The following is a 14,030-nucleotide window of genomic DNA, read 5'->3' as shown; positions in this document are numbered from 1 at the left end:
TCGTGCTCCTCACAGGCTGTAGGCTTCGAGGGTGGAGGGGTGGAACAGCTCCTCCACCTCCACCTTGCGCGGCGAGAGGCCCTGCGCGTGGTGATAGGCGAGGAAGCGCTCCAGCACATGGGCATTGGCGGCCACGCCGTAGGACCAGGGGTCGGGGCCCATCAGCGCCTGGGCGCGGTTGAGCGTGTCTTCCACGAAGGGCATGGTGACCTTGGTGGCCGAGGTGTCCGACAGCGCCTCCTGCGCCAGGGCCTTTGCGCGCGAGAAGGCCTTGAACAGCGCCGCCGGCAGCCAGGGATGCGCCTCCGCCAGGCTGCGGCGCAGGCCCAGCACATGCATCACCGGGAAGATGCGGGTGCGGCGGAAATACTCCTCCGCCGCGCCGATGCTGTCGGGGAAGAGCCGGCCCACGTGGGGGTGCCCTTCGGCAAAGCAGCGCGGCCAGCGCGGGCCGATGAACCCGTCGATCTCGCCCGCCGCCAGCATGGCGTTGAGGGTGGCTCCCTCGGGCGCGGCCTCGACACGGATGTCGGCGGGCAGCTCCACCGCGATCTTCTCCGGCCGGCCCGGCGTGTCCATGCCGCCGCGCACCCAGGTGACGTCGGAGGGCTTCAGCCCGTAATCGTCCTCCAGGATGCCGCGCACCCAGACATTGGCGGAGAGCTGGTACTCGGCGATGCCGATGCGCCTGCCCTTCAGGTCTTCCGGCCGGGCGATGCCGCGGTCGGTGCGGATGTAGACCGAGGTGTGGCGGAAGGCGCGGCTGAGGAACACGGGGATGGCCACGTAATGCGGCGTGCCGCGCGCGACCGAGATGGAATAGGAGGAGAGCGAGAGCTCGGAGATGTCGAAGGCCGCGTGGCGGAAGGCGCGGAAGAACATCTCCTCGGGCGAAAGCAGCATCGGCACGGGGGCGACGCCGTCGATCTTCACCCGGCCGTCGACGAGCGGCCTCGTGCGGTCATAGTCGCCCATTGCGATGGAAAGGGTCAGGTCGCTCACGGGTGGATCTCCTCATGCATCGGGGTGCCGGTGGCGCCGGGGCGGCACTGGCGGGTAAGCGGAACGGGGGCGCCGGTGTCGGCCGAGCGCAGGATGGCGTGGCACAGCTCGAGGCTGGCGCGGCCCCAGGCGCCGGTCTGGGCCGGGGCCCGGCCCTCGCGCACCGCGGCCACGAGCGCGTCGACCACGGTGCGGCGCGGGTGGCCGATGAGCGGCGCGGGCTCGAAGCGGCGCTCGAAATCGCCGGAGATCTCCACGCCATCCGGCGTGAGGCGCAGGTCCGCGCGGTCGCACAGCACCAGCACGGGGCCGAAATGCTCGTGGTGGCCGGGCTCGGGCAGGGCGCCGGCGGTGCCGTAGGTGCGGGTGGATTTCAGCGCGGCCTCGGCGCTTGCGTCGAGCCCCTCGAGCGCGCGGCGTGCCCGGCCATAGGCCTCCGGCGCCTTCTTCGCGCCCAGCTCGCCCACCCCGTCCATCCAGATGTCGCTGTCGAAATGTGCATAGCCCGAGTAGGTGAGGCTGGCGAAGGCGCCGCCGCGGAACGAGACCAGCGCCGAATAGGCGCCCTCGGTCGGGCGGGCGGGGTCCCAGGCGCCGGTCATCGCGCTCACCTGCAGCGCCTCGCCGCCGCAGAGCAGGCGCACGATGTCGACCTGGTGCACGCCCTGGCTGAACAGCACGCCGCCGCCCTCCTCGGTGCGCAGCTCCTCCGGCCGCCGGGGGCGGTAGAGGAAATCGGTGTAGTTGAAGGCCTGCACCATGCGCACCCGCCCCAGTGCGCCGCTGTCGATCAGCCGGCGGGCGAGGGCCACGGGCGCGTCGAAACTGTGGCTCGGCCCGACGATGAGCTGCACGCCGCCCGCCGCCGCCGCGGCCACCATCCGGTCGGCGTCCTCGAGCGAGACCGCCAGCGGCTTGTCCACCAGCACGTGCTTGCCGGCGCGCGCCAGCAGCTGCACATGCTCGGCGTGCATCTGGTGCGGGGTGGCGACGTAGACCGCCTCCACCTCGGGGTCGGCGGCGAGCGCCTCGACCGTGGCATGGGCCCGGCCGCCGAACTCGGCCTCGAAGGCGGCACGGCTCTCGGGTCGTGGGGCGGCGGCGGCCACCAGGCGCAGGCGCGGGTCGCGGAAGGCGGGCAGGGTGAGCATGAAGGCGCGGCCCAGCCCGACCACGCCCAGCCGCACGGGCTCAGAGATCGAGGACAAGCTCACCCTCCTTCGCCCGCGAGACGCAGATCATGATGAAATCGGATTTCTCCTCGTCCATCAGCACCATGTCGCGGTGGTCCGGCGTGCCGGAGATCAGCCGGGTCTTGCAGGTGCCGCAGGTGCCGCTCTCGCAGGAACTCACCGTCTTCAGGCCCGCGTCGCGCAGCGCCTCGAGGATGGAGCGGTCCTGCGGCACGCTCACACGCCGCTCCTGCCGCGAGAGCACCACGTCAAAGGCGGTGTCATCGGCGCGCACCACCTCCACGGGCTTGAAATCCTCGAAGTTCACCCGCCCCTCCGGCCAGTGGCCGGAGACGGCATCGATCTCCTCCATCAGGGGCTGGGGCCCGCAGCAGTAGACATGCAGGTCCTTCTGCTCCTCGAAATGATCCCAGAAATCATAGGCGCGGGCGGGGTCGCCGTCGTCGTGGTGCAGGGTGAGCCGGTCGCCGAAGGCCTGCTCCATGTCCTCGACATAGGCGGTGTCGGCGCGGGAGCGGCTGCAGTAGATCACCCGGAAGGGCTTGCCCAGCCGCTCGAGATGCTGCGCCATGGCATAGATCGGGGTCACCCCGATGCCGCCGGCGATGAGCAGGTACTCGCGCGCCTCGCGCAGCGCGAAGGTGTTTTCCGGCGGCTCGACCATCAGCTCGGTGCCCTCCTGCGCCGCCTCGTGCATCGAGGCGGAGCCCCCGCGCGAGGCGAGCTCGCGCTTGACCGCGATCACGTAGACCTCCGGCGCGGTGCCGTCGTTCACGAGCGAGTAGCGCCGCATCGCGCCCGAGGGGGTCTGCACGGTGACATGCGCGCCGGGGGTGAAGGCGGGCAGGGCGCCGCCCTCGGCCGGGGCCAGGGTGAATTCGCAGATATGGCTGGTGAGCGCGCGCCGCCGCACGACGCGCATGGTCATGTGTTCCATGCCGGATCGTTTCCTCCTCTGCGGCGCGGCCTTCGGGGGCGCGCCTGTTGCCGTCACATTACTTAGATGCCTAAGTTTGTGTCAAGAACCTAAGACATCTAATGTTCGTTCCGGCCGGAAGCGGAAATCCGGGGCGAGCCGGCGGGGTGCCTGCCCCGCCGGCTGCGGCTCACTGGGCGTCGACGAGGGCTGCCACCGCGGCGGAGATCTCGGCCACCGCCTTGTCCCGCGTGGCGAAATCGGCCTCGGCGCCGGAGAGGAAGATGGCGAAGACCACCGGCGCGCGCGCGGGCGGCATCACGAGGCCCACGAGGTTGCGCGTGGTGCTGCCGCTGCCGGACTTGTCGGCCACCACCCAGCCCTCGGGCACGGCGGCGCGCATCAGCTTGCCGGTCACGCTGCCGGGGGTCATCCAGGCGAGGAGCTGCTCGCGCGCCCCGGCGCCGAGCGCCTCGCCCAGCAACAGGGCCTCGAGCGTGCCCGCCATCGCCTGCGGCGTGGTGGTGTCGCGCTCGTCGCCGGGGGGGACGTCGTTGAGCCCGGGCTCGCGGCGGTCGGCGCGGCTCGCCTCGTCGCCGATGCCGCGCAGGAAGGCGGTGATCTCCTGCGGGCCGCCGAGATGGTCGATCAGCAGGTTGGTGGCGGTGTTGTCGCTCATGTCGAGGGCCGCGAGGCAGAGGTCGCGCACCGGCAGGCTGCCGCCCACGTGCCGGGCTGCCACCGGCGCGTACTCCAGCATGTCTTCCTGCGCGATGTCGAGCGGCGTGTCGAGGTCGAGCGCGCCCGCTTCCGCCGCATGCAGCACGGCGGCGCAGAGCGGCACCTTCATCGTGCTGTTCATCGCGAAGCGCTCGGCGGCGCGGTGGCTCCATTCGCGCCGCGAGCCGGTGTCGCGGACCATGAGGCCCACCCGCGCGCCGAGGCTCTGCTCGATGCGGCGCACCGTGTCGTCGAGACGGCGCTCCGCCTCGCCGGCCATGGCGGCGAAGGAGAGGGAACAGCCGAGGGCGAGCCCCGCCGCGAGGCGCGGCAGGCCGTGAAGGATCGAGTGCATCTGTGGTTCCGTGTCTGTGCCGGCGGGGCGGCCGTGCGGGTGTCGCGCGGCCGGGAGGGCCCCTGTCCGGCGGGGTTGCATCCCTGGCATCCGTTGATGCCATGCAAATTCCATAGCGAACGTTATATTGTCCGAACAGACGACAAATCATCAGGCGTGCCATTAGCTGAGGTATTGGGCATGGACCGACCGGACATACCCCTGAACGCGCTGCGCGTGTTCGAGGTGGCGATGCGGCAGGGCAGTTTCACCCGCGCGGCGATCGAGCTGCGTGTCACCCAGGCGGCGGTAAGCCACCAGGTCGCGCGGCTGGAGGACCTGCTGGGCACGCGGCTCTTCCTGCGCACCTCCGCGGGGCTGGTGCCCACCGACGAGGGCCAGGCGCTGTTCCCGGTGCTCGAGCAGGGGTTCGACGCCATGGCCCGGGCGCTCGAGCGCATCTCGGGGCGGCACAACATCGAGGTGCTCAAGCTCGGCGTGGTGACCACCTTCGCGGTGGGCTGGCTGGTGCCGCGGCTCGCCGCCTTCCGCCGCGCCTGCCCGATGATCGACCTGCGCCTGTCCACGCACAACAACCGGGTGGAGATCGCGCGCGAGGGGCTCGACATGGCGATCCGCTTCGGGGCCGGGCGCTGGCCGGGGCTGGAGGCGCTGCCGCTGGCGCGCACCCCCTTCGCGCCGCTCTGCGCGCCGGGGACGGGGGCGCGGCTGCGCCAGCCGGCGGAGCTGGCCCGCGAGGTGCTGCTGCGCAGCTACCGCGCCGATGAATGGCCGCGCTGGTTCGCCCGGGCGGGGGTGGCCTGCCCGCCGCTCACCGGGCCGGTGTTCGACTCCTCCATCGCCCTCGCCGAGCTCGCGGCCGAGGGGGCGGGCGTGGCGATCCTGCCGGTCGCGATGTTCTCGCGCGCCCTGGCCGAAGGCCGGCTGGTGCGGCCCTTCGGCACCGAGATCGACGCGGGGGGCTACTACCTCACCTGGCCCTCCGAGCGGGCCCGCAGCCGGGCCATGGCCGAGTTCGCCGCCTGGCTGCTGAGCGCGCTGGAGGCCGACGCCGACATGGCCGCCGCCGGCCCGGGCCGCGCCGCCGGGCCGTGAGGGCGCGCCGAAAGCGCTGGCCTTCCGCCGCGCGCTGAGGCTCCATGGGGCACCCGCCGCGGAGCACGGGGGGAAGCGCAGCGCAGGCAGGGGGTGACATGATCAGCGCAAGGCCCTTCGACTGGCCCTATGACGGGCGGCTGTTGCCGGCGGCGACCGCGCTGCTCGTCATCGACATGCAGCAAGACTTCCTCTCGCCCGAGGGCTACTTCGCCCGGAAGGGCTACGACCCGGCCCGGCTGCGCGCCATCCTGCCGGCGGTCGGCCGGCTGATCGCGGCCTGCCGCGCCGCCGGGATCCGCATCATCCACACCCGGCAGGGCTACCGCGCCGACCTCGCCGACATGACCGCCTACGAGAAATGGCGGCGGGCCCGCGCCGGGCTCGCCGGCACCGACGTGCTGCTGCGCGGCAGCCCCGGCTTCGCCATCGCGCCCGAGATCGACGTGCGCCCCGGCGACATCATCATCGACAAGACCGCCAACGGCGCCTTCACCCATACCGAGCTCGAACACGTGCTCGGCGCGCAGGGCATCACCCACCTGATCTTCTCCGGCTGCACCACCGATGTCTGCGTGCAGGGCACCCTGCGCGAGGCCTGCGACCGCAACTTCCAGTGCCTCACCGTGGCCGATGCCTGCGCGAGCGGCGACGCCTATGCCCACGAGGCCGCCCTGCACATGATCACGGTGGAGGACGGCATCTTCGGCGCGCTCACCGACACGGCGCGGGTGGTCGCGGGGCTGGAGCGGCCGCGCGCGGGCTGAGGCAGGCGCTCAGATCAGCCCCAGCCGGCGCCATTGCTCGAGCTTCTCGCGGCTCACCTCGAAATGCATCGAGTCCTCCCGGCTGAAGCCCGCGCCCCAGATCCACCCCTCCTTGCGGAAGAAATCCGCCAGCAGGATGAGGCCGAGCTGGGTCTTGCCGTCGGCCAGCTCGTCGAGCATGCCGTCGATGTTGATGTCGACCGCGAGCCCGTAGGCGTGCGCCGAGGCGGCGTCCTCCGAGCCGCGCACCCGGCGCACGCAGAGCGAGCCCGCGCTGCGGATGCGGGCGTAGAGCTCGGGCTCGAACACCTGCACGTTCGCGAACACCTGCCGCAGCGAGACCAGCGCGGGCTGCACCAGCCGCGCCTCGATGGGGCCGACGTTCTCTGTGGCGAGCAGCCCCGTCAGCCGCGCGTTGGTGGCGACGCTGCACACGTCGGTGAGCTCCTCGCGCGGCGGGCCGAGGAGCCCGGCGAGAAAGGCGGGGCTGGCCACGCTCAACCCCGCGTTGGCCGAGCGCCGGTCGGCGATGAGCACCACCTGGGCGAACGCGTCCTGCAGGCTGTCCGAGGCGGCGGCATTCGCCTCCTCGGCCGGGCGGCGCGGCTCGGGGGCCGGGCCCGGAGCGGGGCGCGCCTCCAGCGCCGCCACGCGCGCGCCGAGCGCGGCGAGCCCGGCGCGCAGCTCCTCCAGCTCCGCCGCTGCCGTGGCGGCCGGCGCCGGGGCGTGCGAGGGGGCAAGCCGCGATCGCGCGAGGCTCCAGATCACCGGCGTCGCCGCGATGGCAAGCGCGACGAGCACAGCCGGCAGAACCCTCATCGCCCTGTCTCCGGCGGCGGCGGGGCCGCCCTGCGCCTCGCGCCGCCCCGTCGGGCGGGCGGACGCGCCGGCAACGGCGATGGCCGGCGCTGCGGCCGGGCGCGGCGCCACGTCGGCAGCGCCGCTTCGGGCGCGGATGTCAGGGGATGCGTCATGTCGGTCTCCTCGGCGGAGGGGGAAGGGGGCGCAACGGCGGGCGGAGGCACCGGCCGTGGCGGATGTCGTTCTCCGGCACGCCCGTCACGGGTCCCGCGGTCCGGGCCGGCCGGTCTCTTCCCGGAGGGCGGGCGCGCCGCCGCGCCGGCCGTTCGCGCGGTCGCGGAGCAGGGCGCCGGGCTCTGCGCGATGCCCGGCATGTCGGCGGGGCACCCGATGGTTTCGATGATCTTCCCGGCCATGGTCCCGGCCCCTTCCGCGTGCGTCCGGCGGCGCATCTGCTCCGCGCCCCGGCGGTAGGTGCCGTCGGGGCGGGGGAAGGTTCGGCCTTCCGCCTCCGCCACCGTCGCCCCGCCCGGCCCGGCGCGCGAGCCTGGCCCGGACAACTCGCCTCCCGGGCGAGAAACAACGCTCGCTACAACGGTGGCGACAACGCTGCCCACCATGCCGCCGCGCTACGGAACACCCCGGGCCGGAGAGTTCTCGGGCGCGCGGGCACCGGGCCGGGGGGTACCTGCCCGCCGCCCGCGCGCAGGCCCGGGGGCGACAGGGACGGCGGACCGCCTGCCGACCGCTCCCTTTCCGCCGGGCCCCCGGGGCCCGCCTGCCCGAACCGGACATTCACGGAGCAAAGTTTTGAACCAGGCGATCGACACATTCGACAGACCTTCCAGCGAACCTTTTGCGGGGTCCGCGCAACTCAAACCTGAAGCTGGAAAGGCGAGCGGCGGAATGTCCAACATCAGACGGATACGAACGGCACCCGACGAGCTGTCCCTCACCCCGGACACGGATCTGCTGGCGGCGATCGCGGCAGGAGACATGGACGCGTTCGAGCAGTTCCACAGGCGCTACTTCGCCCGGATCATGCGCTTCGCGGCCCGCATCGTGGACAGCCACGACGTGGCGGAGGAGATCGCCAACGACGCGCTGATGACCGTCTGGCGCACGGCGGGGCGCTTCGAGGGGCGCTCGAAGGTCTCGACCTGGATCTTCGGCATCGCCTATCGCATGGCGCTCAAGGCGCGCGAGAAATCCGGCCGGCGCCGGGGCGACGTGGAGCTCGACGAGGGGCTGGTGGGCGACGCGGGCGAGGGCGCCGAGGCGGTGATCCTGCGCCACGATCTCGCCGGCGCACTGGAGCGGCTGAAGCCCGAGCTGCGCGCCGTGGTGGAGCTGACCTACTTCAACGGATATCTTTACACGGAGATCGCCGACATCATGGAATGCCCGGTGGGAACCGTGAAGACGCGGATGATGACCGCGCGGCGCCGCCTGCGCGAGCTGCTGGCGGACGACGGGTCGCAAGCAATGGAGATGGCCCTTGGCTGACAGTCGGATGATCGAGAGCCCGGAACGTCACGGCGAGATCGGCGCGCTGATCCCCTGGTACGTGAACGGCACGCTGCCGCGGGAGGAGGCGCAGGCGGTGGAACGCCACGCCGAGGGCTGCGCGGACTGTGCGCGGGAGATCGAGCGCCAGCTCGGGCTCGCGGCGCAGGTCTGCATGCTCGAGGGCGCGCGGGGCGTGCCGGAGCGCAGCTTCGCGACCCTGCGCGCGCGCATCGAGGCAGAGGCAGAGGCGGAGGCCGAGGCTGCGGCCGGGGCCGCGATGCGGGAGGCGGCCGTCGCCCGCCGCCCCGCCGCCCGGCGCCGGCGCGTCCGGCCGGGTGCGCTGTTCGGCACCCTGCGCGGTCGCGCGGGGCTGGCCGGCGGGATGGCCGCCGCGGCGCTGGTGGCGCTTCTCGTCCTGCCGCCGCAGGATGCCGCCCGGCGCGATGCCGGCTTCCGCACCCTCACCAGCCCGGACACCGCGGCCGCCGTGGTGCTGTTCCAGCCGGTGCCGGGGCTGTCGGCCGCAGCGCTCGGGCGCCTGCTCGCCGCGCGTGGCCTCACCCTGGCCGACGGCCCCTCCGAGGGCGGTGTCTGGCGCGCCGAGGCGCCGGCGGGCAGCGATGCCGCCGCCGCGGCCGAGGCGCTGATGGCCGCGCCGGAGATCCTCTTCGCCGCTCCCGGAGCGCCGGATTGAGCGGCCGGGCACGGGCCTGGTCCGCGCTGTGCCTGCTGGCCCCGCTCCTGCTCCCGGCCTGCGCGCCGGCACCGGAGGCGGCGTTGCCGGGCCGGGCCGCCGCGCCACCCTGGCGGCTCGCGGATGCCGAGGGCATCGCCTCGGACGGCTATCTGATCCTCACGGTCGCACCGGACACGCCGGAGGCCCTCGCCGCGCTCGCGGCGGCGATCACGCAGCGCTACGGGGTCGATCTCGCCGCCGAATGGCCGCTGCAGGCGATCTCGGTGCATTGCCTGGTGCTCGACGCCCGCCGCCACCCCGACCCCGACGCGCTGCTGGCGCTGCTCCGGGCCGACCCCCGCATCCGCACGGTGCAGCGCATGCAGTCCTTCTCGGTGATGGCCCTTGCGCCCGGCCCGCCGCATGACGACCCGCTGTTCGCGGCCCAGACCGCCCTTGCCCGGCTCAACGCCCCGCGTGCGCAGCAGCTCTCGCGGGGCGCCGGCGTGCGGGTGGGGGTGATCGATTCCGCCATCGACCCCGGTCACCCCGATCTCGGAGAGCGTCTCGTCGAGAGCCGTGATTTCGTGAGCCGCGTGCCCTCTGCCGCGGCCGAGGCGCATGGCACCGCCATCGCCGGCATCATCGGCGCCACGGCGGGCAACGCGACCGGCATCGTGGGTGTCGCGCCCGAGGCGGAGCTGGTGGGGCTGCGCGCCTGCTGGCAGGAGCCGGGGGGGAGCGGGCAGGAGGGCGGGCGCTGCAGCAGCTTCTCGCTTGCCCGCGCGCTCAACTTCGCCGTGCTGGGCGACATCCCGGTGCTCAACCTCAGCCTCGGCGGGCCGCCGGATGCGCTGCTCGAGGAACTGCTGCGCGCAGCCCTCTCCCGCGGCACCGTCGTGGTCGCCTCCTGGGGCGAGAGCGCCCGCCCGGCCTTCCCCGCGGCCCTGCCCGGCGTGATCGCCGCCGGGGGGGCCGCGGGCCTGCCCGCGCCGCAGGTCGACGTGCTGAGCACCGCGCCGGGCGGAGGATACGGCTACGTCTCCGGCTCCTCGGTCGCGGCGGCGCATGTCTCCGGCGTGGCGGCCCTGCTGCTCGCCGCCCGCCCCAGCCTCGGCCCGGAGGCGCTTGCCCGCGCCCTGCAGGCCGCCGTGCGGCCCCGGCCGGAGCCCGTGCTCGATGCCTGCCGCGCCGTGGGCGAGGTGGTGCCCCCCGCGCAGGCGGTGGACTGCGGCGGCTGAGCGCGCCCGCCGGCCCGGGCCCGGTCTCCGGCCGCAGCCCTCGCGACGCGGCCCGTGGCCCCCGCGCCTGACCATCGCCGCCCCCCGTCCGCACGGCGCCTTGCCGGTTGCCCCCCGTCGATCGCGGCCGGGAGGGCGCCCCTTCCCCGAATGAAGGCGGCTCCGGCGCGCCCTGTCGCGCGGCGCGCAGGCGCATGCGCCGCCGCTGGTCCGCGCCTGCGCATCTCGAGGGGTGCCCCGCGCCGGGCCCGGCCGCGCGGCGCGGGCGCAGCCGGGCTTGCGCCCCCGGCGCTCCCGCCCGGACGCAAGGGGAGAGGGGGGCGCCGGTGACGCCCCGCGCGGGAAAACCGCCCGCGCCGGGGCGGCGGCGCCCTCTCAGCCCTCGCGGCGCAGGTCCAGGAGCTGGCGGCGGGTGAGATAGCCGCTCGGCTCCTCGGCGCGCTCCTTCTGGAAGGCGGTGATGGCGGCGCGGGTCTGGGGCCCGAAGACGCCGTCCACCAGGCCGAGGTAATGGCCGAGGTCGCGCAGGTCGCGCTGGATCGAGCGCTTGGCGGCGCGCGAGAGCGACTGCTCCAGCAACTCCAGCTCTTCCAGCGTCTCGGGGCGGGCCCCGGGCCGCGGCGCGGCGCTGTCGAGGGGCAGGGCGGGCACGCCGGCCTCCGGCTCGGGCACGTCGGGGCTGCGCAGGTAGATTGGCGCGCGCGGCAGCTCGGACACGCTCACCCCGTCGCCGCCCTGCATGCGCCGCAGCATCGCCCCCACCTCGATCACCGCGTCGCGGCTCGCCGCCGAGATCACCTGCACCACGGGGTCGGACCGGCCGTAGGCGGCCACGAGAACCGGGGCCGAGCCGGGCATCGGGCCCGGCGCCTTGAGGAGCGGGGAGAGCCCTTCGGGCAGGCCCGTCGGCGCGGCGCCCACCACGGCCAGCACCGCTCCGCCCTGTTCGGCCTGCGCGGCGGCGCGGGCGAAGGCCATCAGCGGCACGCCCTGGGTGAAGAGGTCGGTGGCGCGCGACAGGGAGGTGCCCGCCGGCAGCACGTAGTCGCGGCCCTCGAACAGCACCGCCGGGGCGTCGATGAACACCAGCGTGGCGCGCGAGTCCGCCGCCTCGTCGGTGAAGCGCCGCAGCATGGAGCGCATCTCGGCGTTGTTCGGGTCGGCCGAGCGCAGGGTCTCGGCGCCGATCACCTGAAGCTGGGCCTGGATGGCATCGGCGCGGGCCGAACCCTCGCCCACGGAGACGACGAGCGCCACCACCCGGTCGGATTGCGCGGCGGCGGGCAGGGCGCAGAGCGCCAGCCCGATGACGGAAGACAGGATGCGCGTGATCATTCTCAACTCCTTTCTCTGGGGCCGCCTGGCGGCCGAACCTTTCCGGGCCTTCCCGGAACACAAGGGTGCGACAGCTTCGGCGGCTCGGCTCGGGCGTTGCGATGACCACGGCAATGGCTTCATCAACTCTTGAGAAGGAAATAAGTAATATGCGGCTCCGTTTCAAGTTTAATTCTGCAATTACTCTGGCATGTTTGCTTGGAATGGGTGCCGCTTCGGGCCTTTCCTACTGGATTGTCCAGAAATCGGCAGTAGAGGAGATGGAACAGCAGATCCAGCTTCTTCGAAGCAACGCGCTGGCCGTGCGCACCTACACGCTCAGCAGCATCGATCCGCTGCTCTCGGAGGACAACGACATCCTGTTCCTGCCGCAGTCGGTCACCGCCTACGCGGCGCAGAGCGTGTTCTCCACCTTCCGCGAGACCTTCCCGGAATACTACTACAAGGAAGCGGCGCTGAACCCGACGAACCCGGCCGACCTGCCGGACGCGTTCGAGGCCGCCTTCATCGAGAAGTTCCGCGCCGACCCCGCGCTCGACGAGCTCGTCGCGGTGCGCGACACCGCGCGCGGGCGCTACTTCACCATGGCCTTCCCGCTCACGGTGGACAACCCGGGCTGCCTCACCTGCCATTCCACCCCCGAGGCCGCCCCGCCGGCGATGGTCGACCTCTACGGCCCGGACAACGGCTTCGGCTGGGAGCTGGGCGAGACCATCGGCGCCCAGATCATCTCCGCTCCCATGGCGCTGGTCGATGCCCGGGCGCGCGAGACCGTGGGGGTGCTGGTGGGCGCGATCGCCGCGGCCTTCCTGCTGGTGCTCGTGGTCACCAACGTGCTGCTCACCCGCATCGTCGTCTTCCCCGTGCGGCGCATGTCCGAGGTGGCCGAGAAGGTGAGCCTGGGCGATTTCGACACCCCGGAATACTCCAAGCCCGGGCGCGACGAGATCTCCTCGCTCTCCGCCTCGTTCAACCGCATGCGGCGCAGCCTCGAGAGCGCGATGAGGATGATCGATGACTGACGAGACCGTCATCGTGCCGGGCGGCCCGCGCCGCATCGGCAAGTACCGCGTGAACGGTGTGCTGGGCCAGGGCGCGATGGGCGTCGTGTATGACGGCCATGACCCCGACATCGACCGGCATGTCGCCATCAAGACCGTGCACCGCCACCTCGTCGCAGCCTCCGGCGGCGAGGACTGGCTGGCCCGTTTCGCCCGCGAGGCCCGCGCCGCCGGCCGCGCCCTGCACCCCAACCTGGTGACCATCTTCGACTACCTGCAGGAAGACGGCGTGCCTTACCTCGTGATGGAGAAGCTGCGCTCGATCACGCTGGAGGACCGCATGGCGGCCAGCCCCGGGCTGGAGCTGCACGAGATCCACGCCATCGCGCGCCAGGTGCTCGCGGGGCTGGGCTGCATCCACAAGGCGGGCATCGTGCACCGCGACCTCAAGCCCGCCAACGTGATGCTCACCGAGGAGGGGGTGGTCAAGCTCACCGATTTCGGCATCGCCCGCCTCACCGCGATGGAGGCGACCGGCGCGGGAATGGTGGGCACGCCCTCCTACATGGCGCCCGAGCAGTTCTCCGGCGGCGAGGTGGACGCGCGCGCCGACATCTACGCCTGCGGCGTGCTGCTCTACGAGCTGGTGACCGGCGCCAAGCCCTTCCGGGGCGGCGGGGTGGAGGCGCTGTTCACCGCCGTGCGCCAGGGCGGCGTGAGCCCGCCGAGCGAGCTCTCGCCCCGCGCGGGCGCGGCGCTGGACGCGGCGATCCTGAAGGCGATGGCGGTGGAGCCCGGGGCGCGCTTCGCCTCCGCCGCCGAGCTGGCCGAGGCGCTCGCCGCCGCGCTGCCGGAGGCCGATGCCACCGGGCTGGGCGAGGGCTTCGCCGTGCCCGCGCGCCCCGCCGCGCCCGCGGCCGGCTCGGCCACCATGCTCGGCCGGCTCTCCTCGCAGACCATGCTGGAAGTGGAGCGCCAGCTCATCGCGCGCATGGGGCCGATGGGCCGGATCATCGCGCGCCGCGCCGCCGCGAGCTCGGCCAATGCCGAGGAGATGGTGGTGGCGGTGATGGGCGAGCTCTCCCTCGCCGGCGAGGAGCAGGGGATGCGCGAGTCGATCCTGCGCCTGCTTGCCGCCAGCGCCGGCCCCGCCGCCGCCGACATTCCCGACGACAACCTCGCCCGCCTCGCCGCCCTGCTGCGCCCGCACCTGGGCCCGATCGCGCAGGTGCTGGTGAAGCGGCGGGCGGCGAAGGCCGCCTCGCGCGCCGAGCTGGTCGAGGCGCTGGCCACCGACATCCCCGACCCCGCCGCCCGGGCGGAGTTCCTCTCCGCGGCCGGCACCGCACCATGACGCGCCCCCGCGCGGGAGACCGCGCCATGACCTTCCCGACCGCCATCCACAGGGAGACGAGACGC

The 14,030-nt window shown here is 73.4% G+C and carries 14 protein-coding genes; 8 read left to right on the top strand and 6 right to left on the bottom strand.

Annotation, left to right across the window (positions count from 1 at the left end; all coding sequences use genetic code 11):
- Window positions 1–9 precede the first annotated feature (9 nt).
- The 4 genes from D3P35_RS19300 to bla form a co-directional block, all read right to left on the bottom strand.
- Window positions 10–1,002: an ABC transporter substrate-binding protein gene (locus D3P35_RS19300; protein ID WP_232830563.1), complete on the bottom strand. Its 993-nt coding sequence runs from the start codon at window positions 1,000–1,002 to the stop codon at window positions 10–12.
- Window positions 999–2,210 (bottom strand): Gfo/Idh/MocA family protein, encoded by a 1,212-nt coding sequence (locus tag D3P35_RS19295; RefSeq protein ID WP_118136876.1) that lies wholly within the window; start codon window positions 2,208–2,210, stop codon window positions 999–1,001. The genes D3P35_RS19300 and D3P35_RS19295 overlap by 4 nt, the downstream gene beginning before the upstream one ends.
- Window positions 2,194–3,132 carry a PDR/VanB family oxidoreductase gene (locus D3P35_RS19290; protein ID WP_118136874.1) on the bottom strand — a complete coding sequence of 313 codons (939 nt, stop codon included), beginning with the start codon at window positions 3,130–3,132 and terminating at the stop codon, window positions 2,194–2,196. The genes D3P35_RS19295 and D3P35_RS19290 overlap by 17 nt, the downstream gene beginning before the upstream one ends.
- Window positions 3,133–3,301: 169 nt before the next feature.
- On the bottom strand, window positions 3,302–4,186 hold the full coding sequence (gene bla / locus D3P35_RS19285) for a class A beta-lactamase (RefSeq protein WP_118136873.1): 885 nt from the start codon (window positions 4,184–4,186) through the stop codon (window positions 3,302–3,304).
- A 180-nt stretch (window positions 4,187–4,366) separates the two neighbouring features.
- Here bla and D3P35_RS19280 point away from each other — a divergent pair, with 180 nt between their 5' ends.
- Window positions 4,367–5,281 (top strand): LysR family transcriptional regulator, encoded by a 915-nt coding sequence (locus D3P35_RS19280; protein WP_118136871.1) that lies wholly within the window; start codon window positions 4,367–4,369, stop codon window positions 5,279–5,281.
- 98 nt (window positions 5,282–5,379) lie between these two features.
- Entirely contained in the window at window positions 5,380–6,048 is a 669-nt protein-coding gene (locus D3P35_RS19275) for a cysteine hydrolase family protein (protein ID WP_118136869.1), read from the top strand.
- 9 nt (window positions 6,049–6,057) lie between these two features.
- Here the strand turns inward: D3P35_RS19275 and D3P35_RS19270 are convergent, their stop codons facing one another.
- On the bottom strand, window positions 6,058–6,867 hold the full coding sequence (locus D3P35_RS19270) for a M15 family metallopeptidase (RefSeq protein ID WP_118136866.1): 810 nt from the start codon (window positions 6,865–6,867) through the stop codon (window positions 6,058–6,060).
- Between the two features lie 888 nt (window positions 6,868–7,755).
- On the opposite strand from D3P35_RS19270, the gene D3P35_RS19265 reads away from it, so the two are divergent.
- Genes D3P35_RS19265 through D3P35_RS19255 form a run of 3 tightly spaced genes read left to right on the top strand, consistent with a single transcriptional unit; the run spans window position 7,756 to window position 10,275 of the window.
- On the top strand, window positions 7,756–8,355 hold the full coding sequence (locus D3P35_RS19265) for an RNA polymerase sigma factor (protein ID WP_157982225.1): 600 nt from the start codon (window positions 7,756–7,758) through the stop codon (window positions 8,353–8,355).
- Window positions 8,348–9,052: a zf-HC2 domain-containing protein gene (locus tag D3P35_RS19260; protein WP_157982224.1), complete on the top strand. Its 705-nt coding sequence runs from the start codon at window positions 8,348–8,350 to the stop codon at window positions 9,050–9,052. Before D3P35_RS19265 ends, D3P35_RS19260 begins: the two co-directional genes overlap by 8 nt.
- Window positions 9,049–10,275, top strand: a complete 1,227-nt coding sequence (locus D3P35_RS19255) for a S8 family serine peptidase (protein WP_157982223.1) — start codon at window positions 9,049–9,051, stop codon at window positions 10,273–10,275. The genes D3P35_RS19260 and D3P35_RS19255 overlap by 4 nt, the downstream gene beginning before the upstream one ends.
- Window positions 10,276–10,650: 375 nt before the next feature.
- Here the strand turns inward: D3P35_RS19255 and D3P35_RS19250 are convergent, their stop codons facing one another.
- Entirely contained in the window at window positions 10,651–11,610 is a 960-nt protein-coding gene (locus D3P35_RS19250; RefSeq protein WP_118136858.1) for a peptidoglycan-binding protein, read from the bottom strand.
- On the opposite strand from D3P35_RS19250, the gene D3P35_RS26565 reads away from it, so the two are divergent.
- The 3 genes from D3P35_RS26565 to D3P35_RS19240 are packed head-to-tail and all read left to right on the top strand — an operon-like array spanning window position 11,603 to window position 13,965.
- Window positions 11,603–11,743, top strand: a complete 141-nt coding sequence (locus tag D3P35_RS26565) for a hypothetical protein (protein WP_198670707.1) — start codon at window positions 11,603–11,605, stop codon at window positions 11,741–11,743. The two genes, D3P35_RS19250 and D3P35_RS26565, sit on opposite strands and share 8 nt — an antisense overlap.
- Window positions 11,712–12,632, top strand: coding sequence for a DUF3365 domain-containing protein (locus tag D3P35_RS19245; protein WP_118136855.1), 921 nt, complete (start codon window positions 11,712–11,714; stop codon window positions 12,630–12,632). The genes D3P35_RS26565 and D3P35_RS19245 overlap by 32 nt, the downstream gene beginning before the upstream one ends.
- On the top strand, window positions 12,625–13,965 hold the full coding sequence (locus D3P35_RS19240) for a serine/threonine-protein kinase (RefSeq protein WP_118136853.1): 1,341 nt from the start codon (window positions 12,625–12,627) through the stop codon (window positions 13,963–13,965). The genes D3P35_RS19245 and D3P35_RS19240 overlap by 8 nt, the downstream gene beginning before the upstream one ends.
- The last annotated feature ends 65 nt before the right edge of the window (window positions 13,966–14,030 follow it).

Origin of the sequence: Oceanicella sp. SM1341 (assembly GCF_003448965.1) — a bacterium.
Classification (GTDB): Bacteria; Pseudomonadota; Alphaproteobacteria; order Rhodobacterales; family Rhodobacteraceae; genus Paroceanicella.
The sequence above is the reverse complement of the archived record's forward strand: the minus strand, read 5'-3'. Positions and strand labels throughout refer to the sequence as shown.

Bases quoted from the DNA above. Each gene is read 5' to 3' on its own strand.
- D3P35_RS19290 (WP_118136874.1), bottom strand. From the start codon at position 3,132: ATGGAACACATGACCATGCGCGTCGTGCGGCGGCGCGCGCTCACCAGC.
- D3P35_RS19280 (WP_118136871.1), top strand. From the start codon at position 4,367: ATGGACCGACCGGACATACCCCTGAACGCGCTGCGCGTGTTCGAGGTG.
- D3P35_RS19265 (WP_157982225.1), top strand. From the start codon at position 7,756: ATGTCCAACATCAGACGGATACGAACGGCACCCGACGAGCTGTCCCTC.
- D3P35_RS19250 (WP_118136858.1), bottom strand. From the start codon at position 11,610: ATGATCACGCGCATCCTGTCTTCCGTCATCGGGCTGGCGCTCTGCGCC.
- D3P35_RS19275 (WP_118136869.1), top strand. From the start codon at position 5,380: ATGATCAGCGCAAGGCCCTTCGACTGGCCCTATGACGGGCGGCTGTTG.
- D3P35_RS19240 (WP_118136853.1), top strand. From the start codon at position 12,625: ATGACTGACGAGACCGTCATCGTGCCGGGCGGCCCGCGCCGCATCGGC.
- D3P35_RS19270 (WP_118136866.1), bottom strand. From the start codon at position 6,867: ATGAGGGTTCTGCCGGCTGTGCTCGTCGCGCTTGCCATCGCGGCGACG.
- bla (WP_118136873.1), bottom strand. From the start codon at position 4,186: ATGCACTCGATCCTTCACGGCCTGCCGCGCCTCGCGGCGGGGCTCGCC.
- D3P35_RS19245 (WP_118136855.1), top strand. From the start codon at position 11,712: ATGACCACGGCAATGGCTTCATCAACTCTTGAGAAGGAAATAAGTAAT.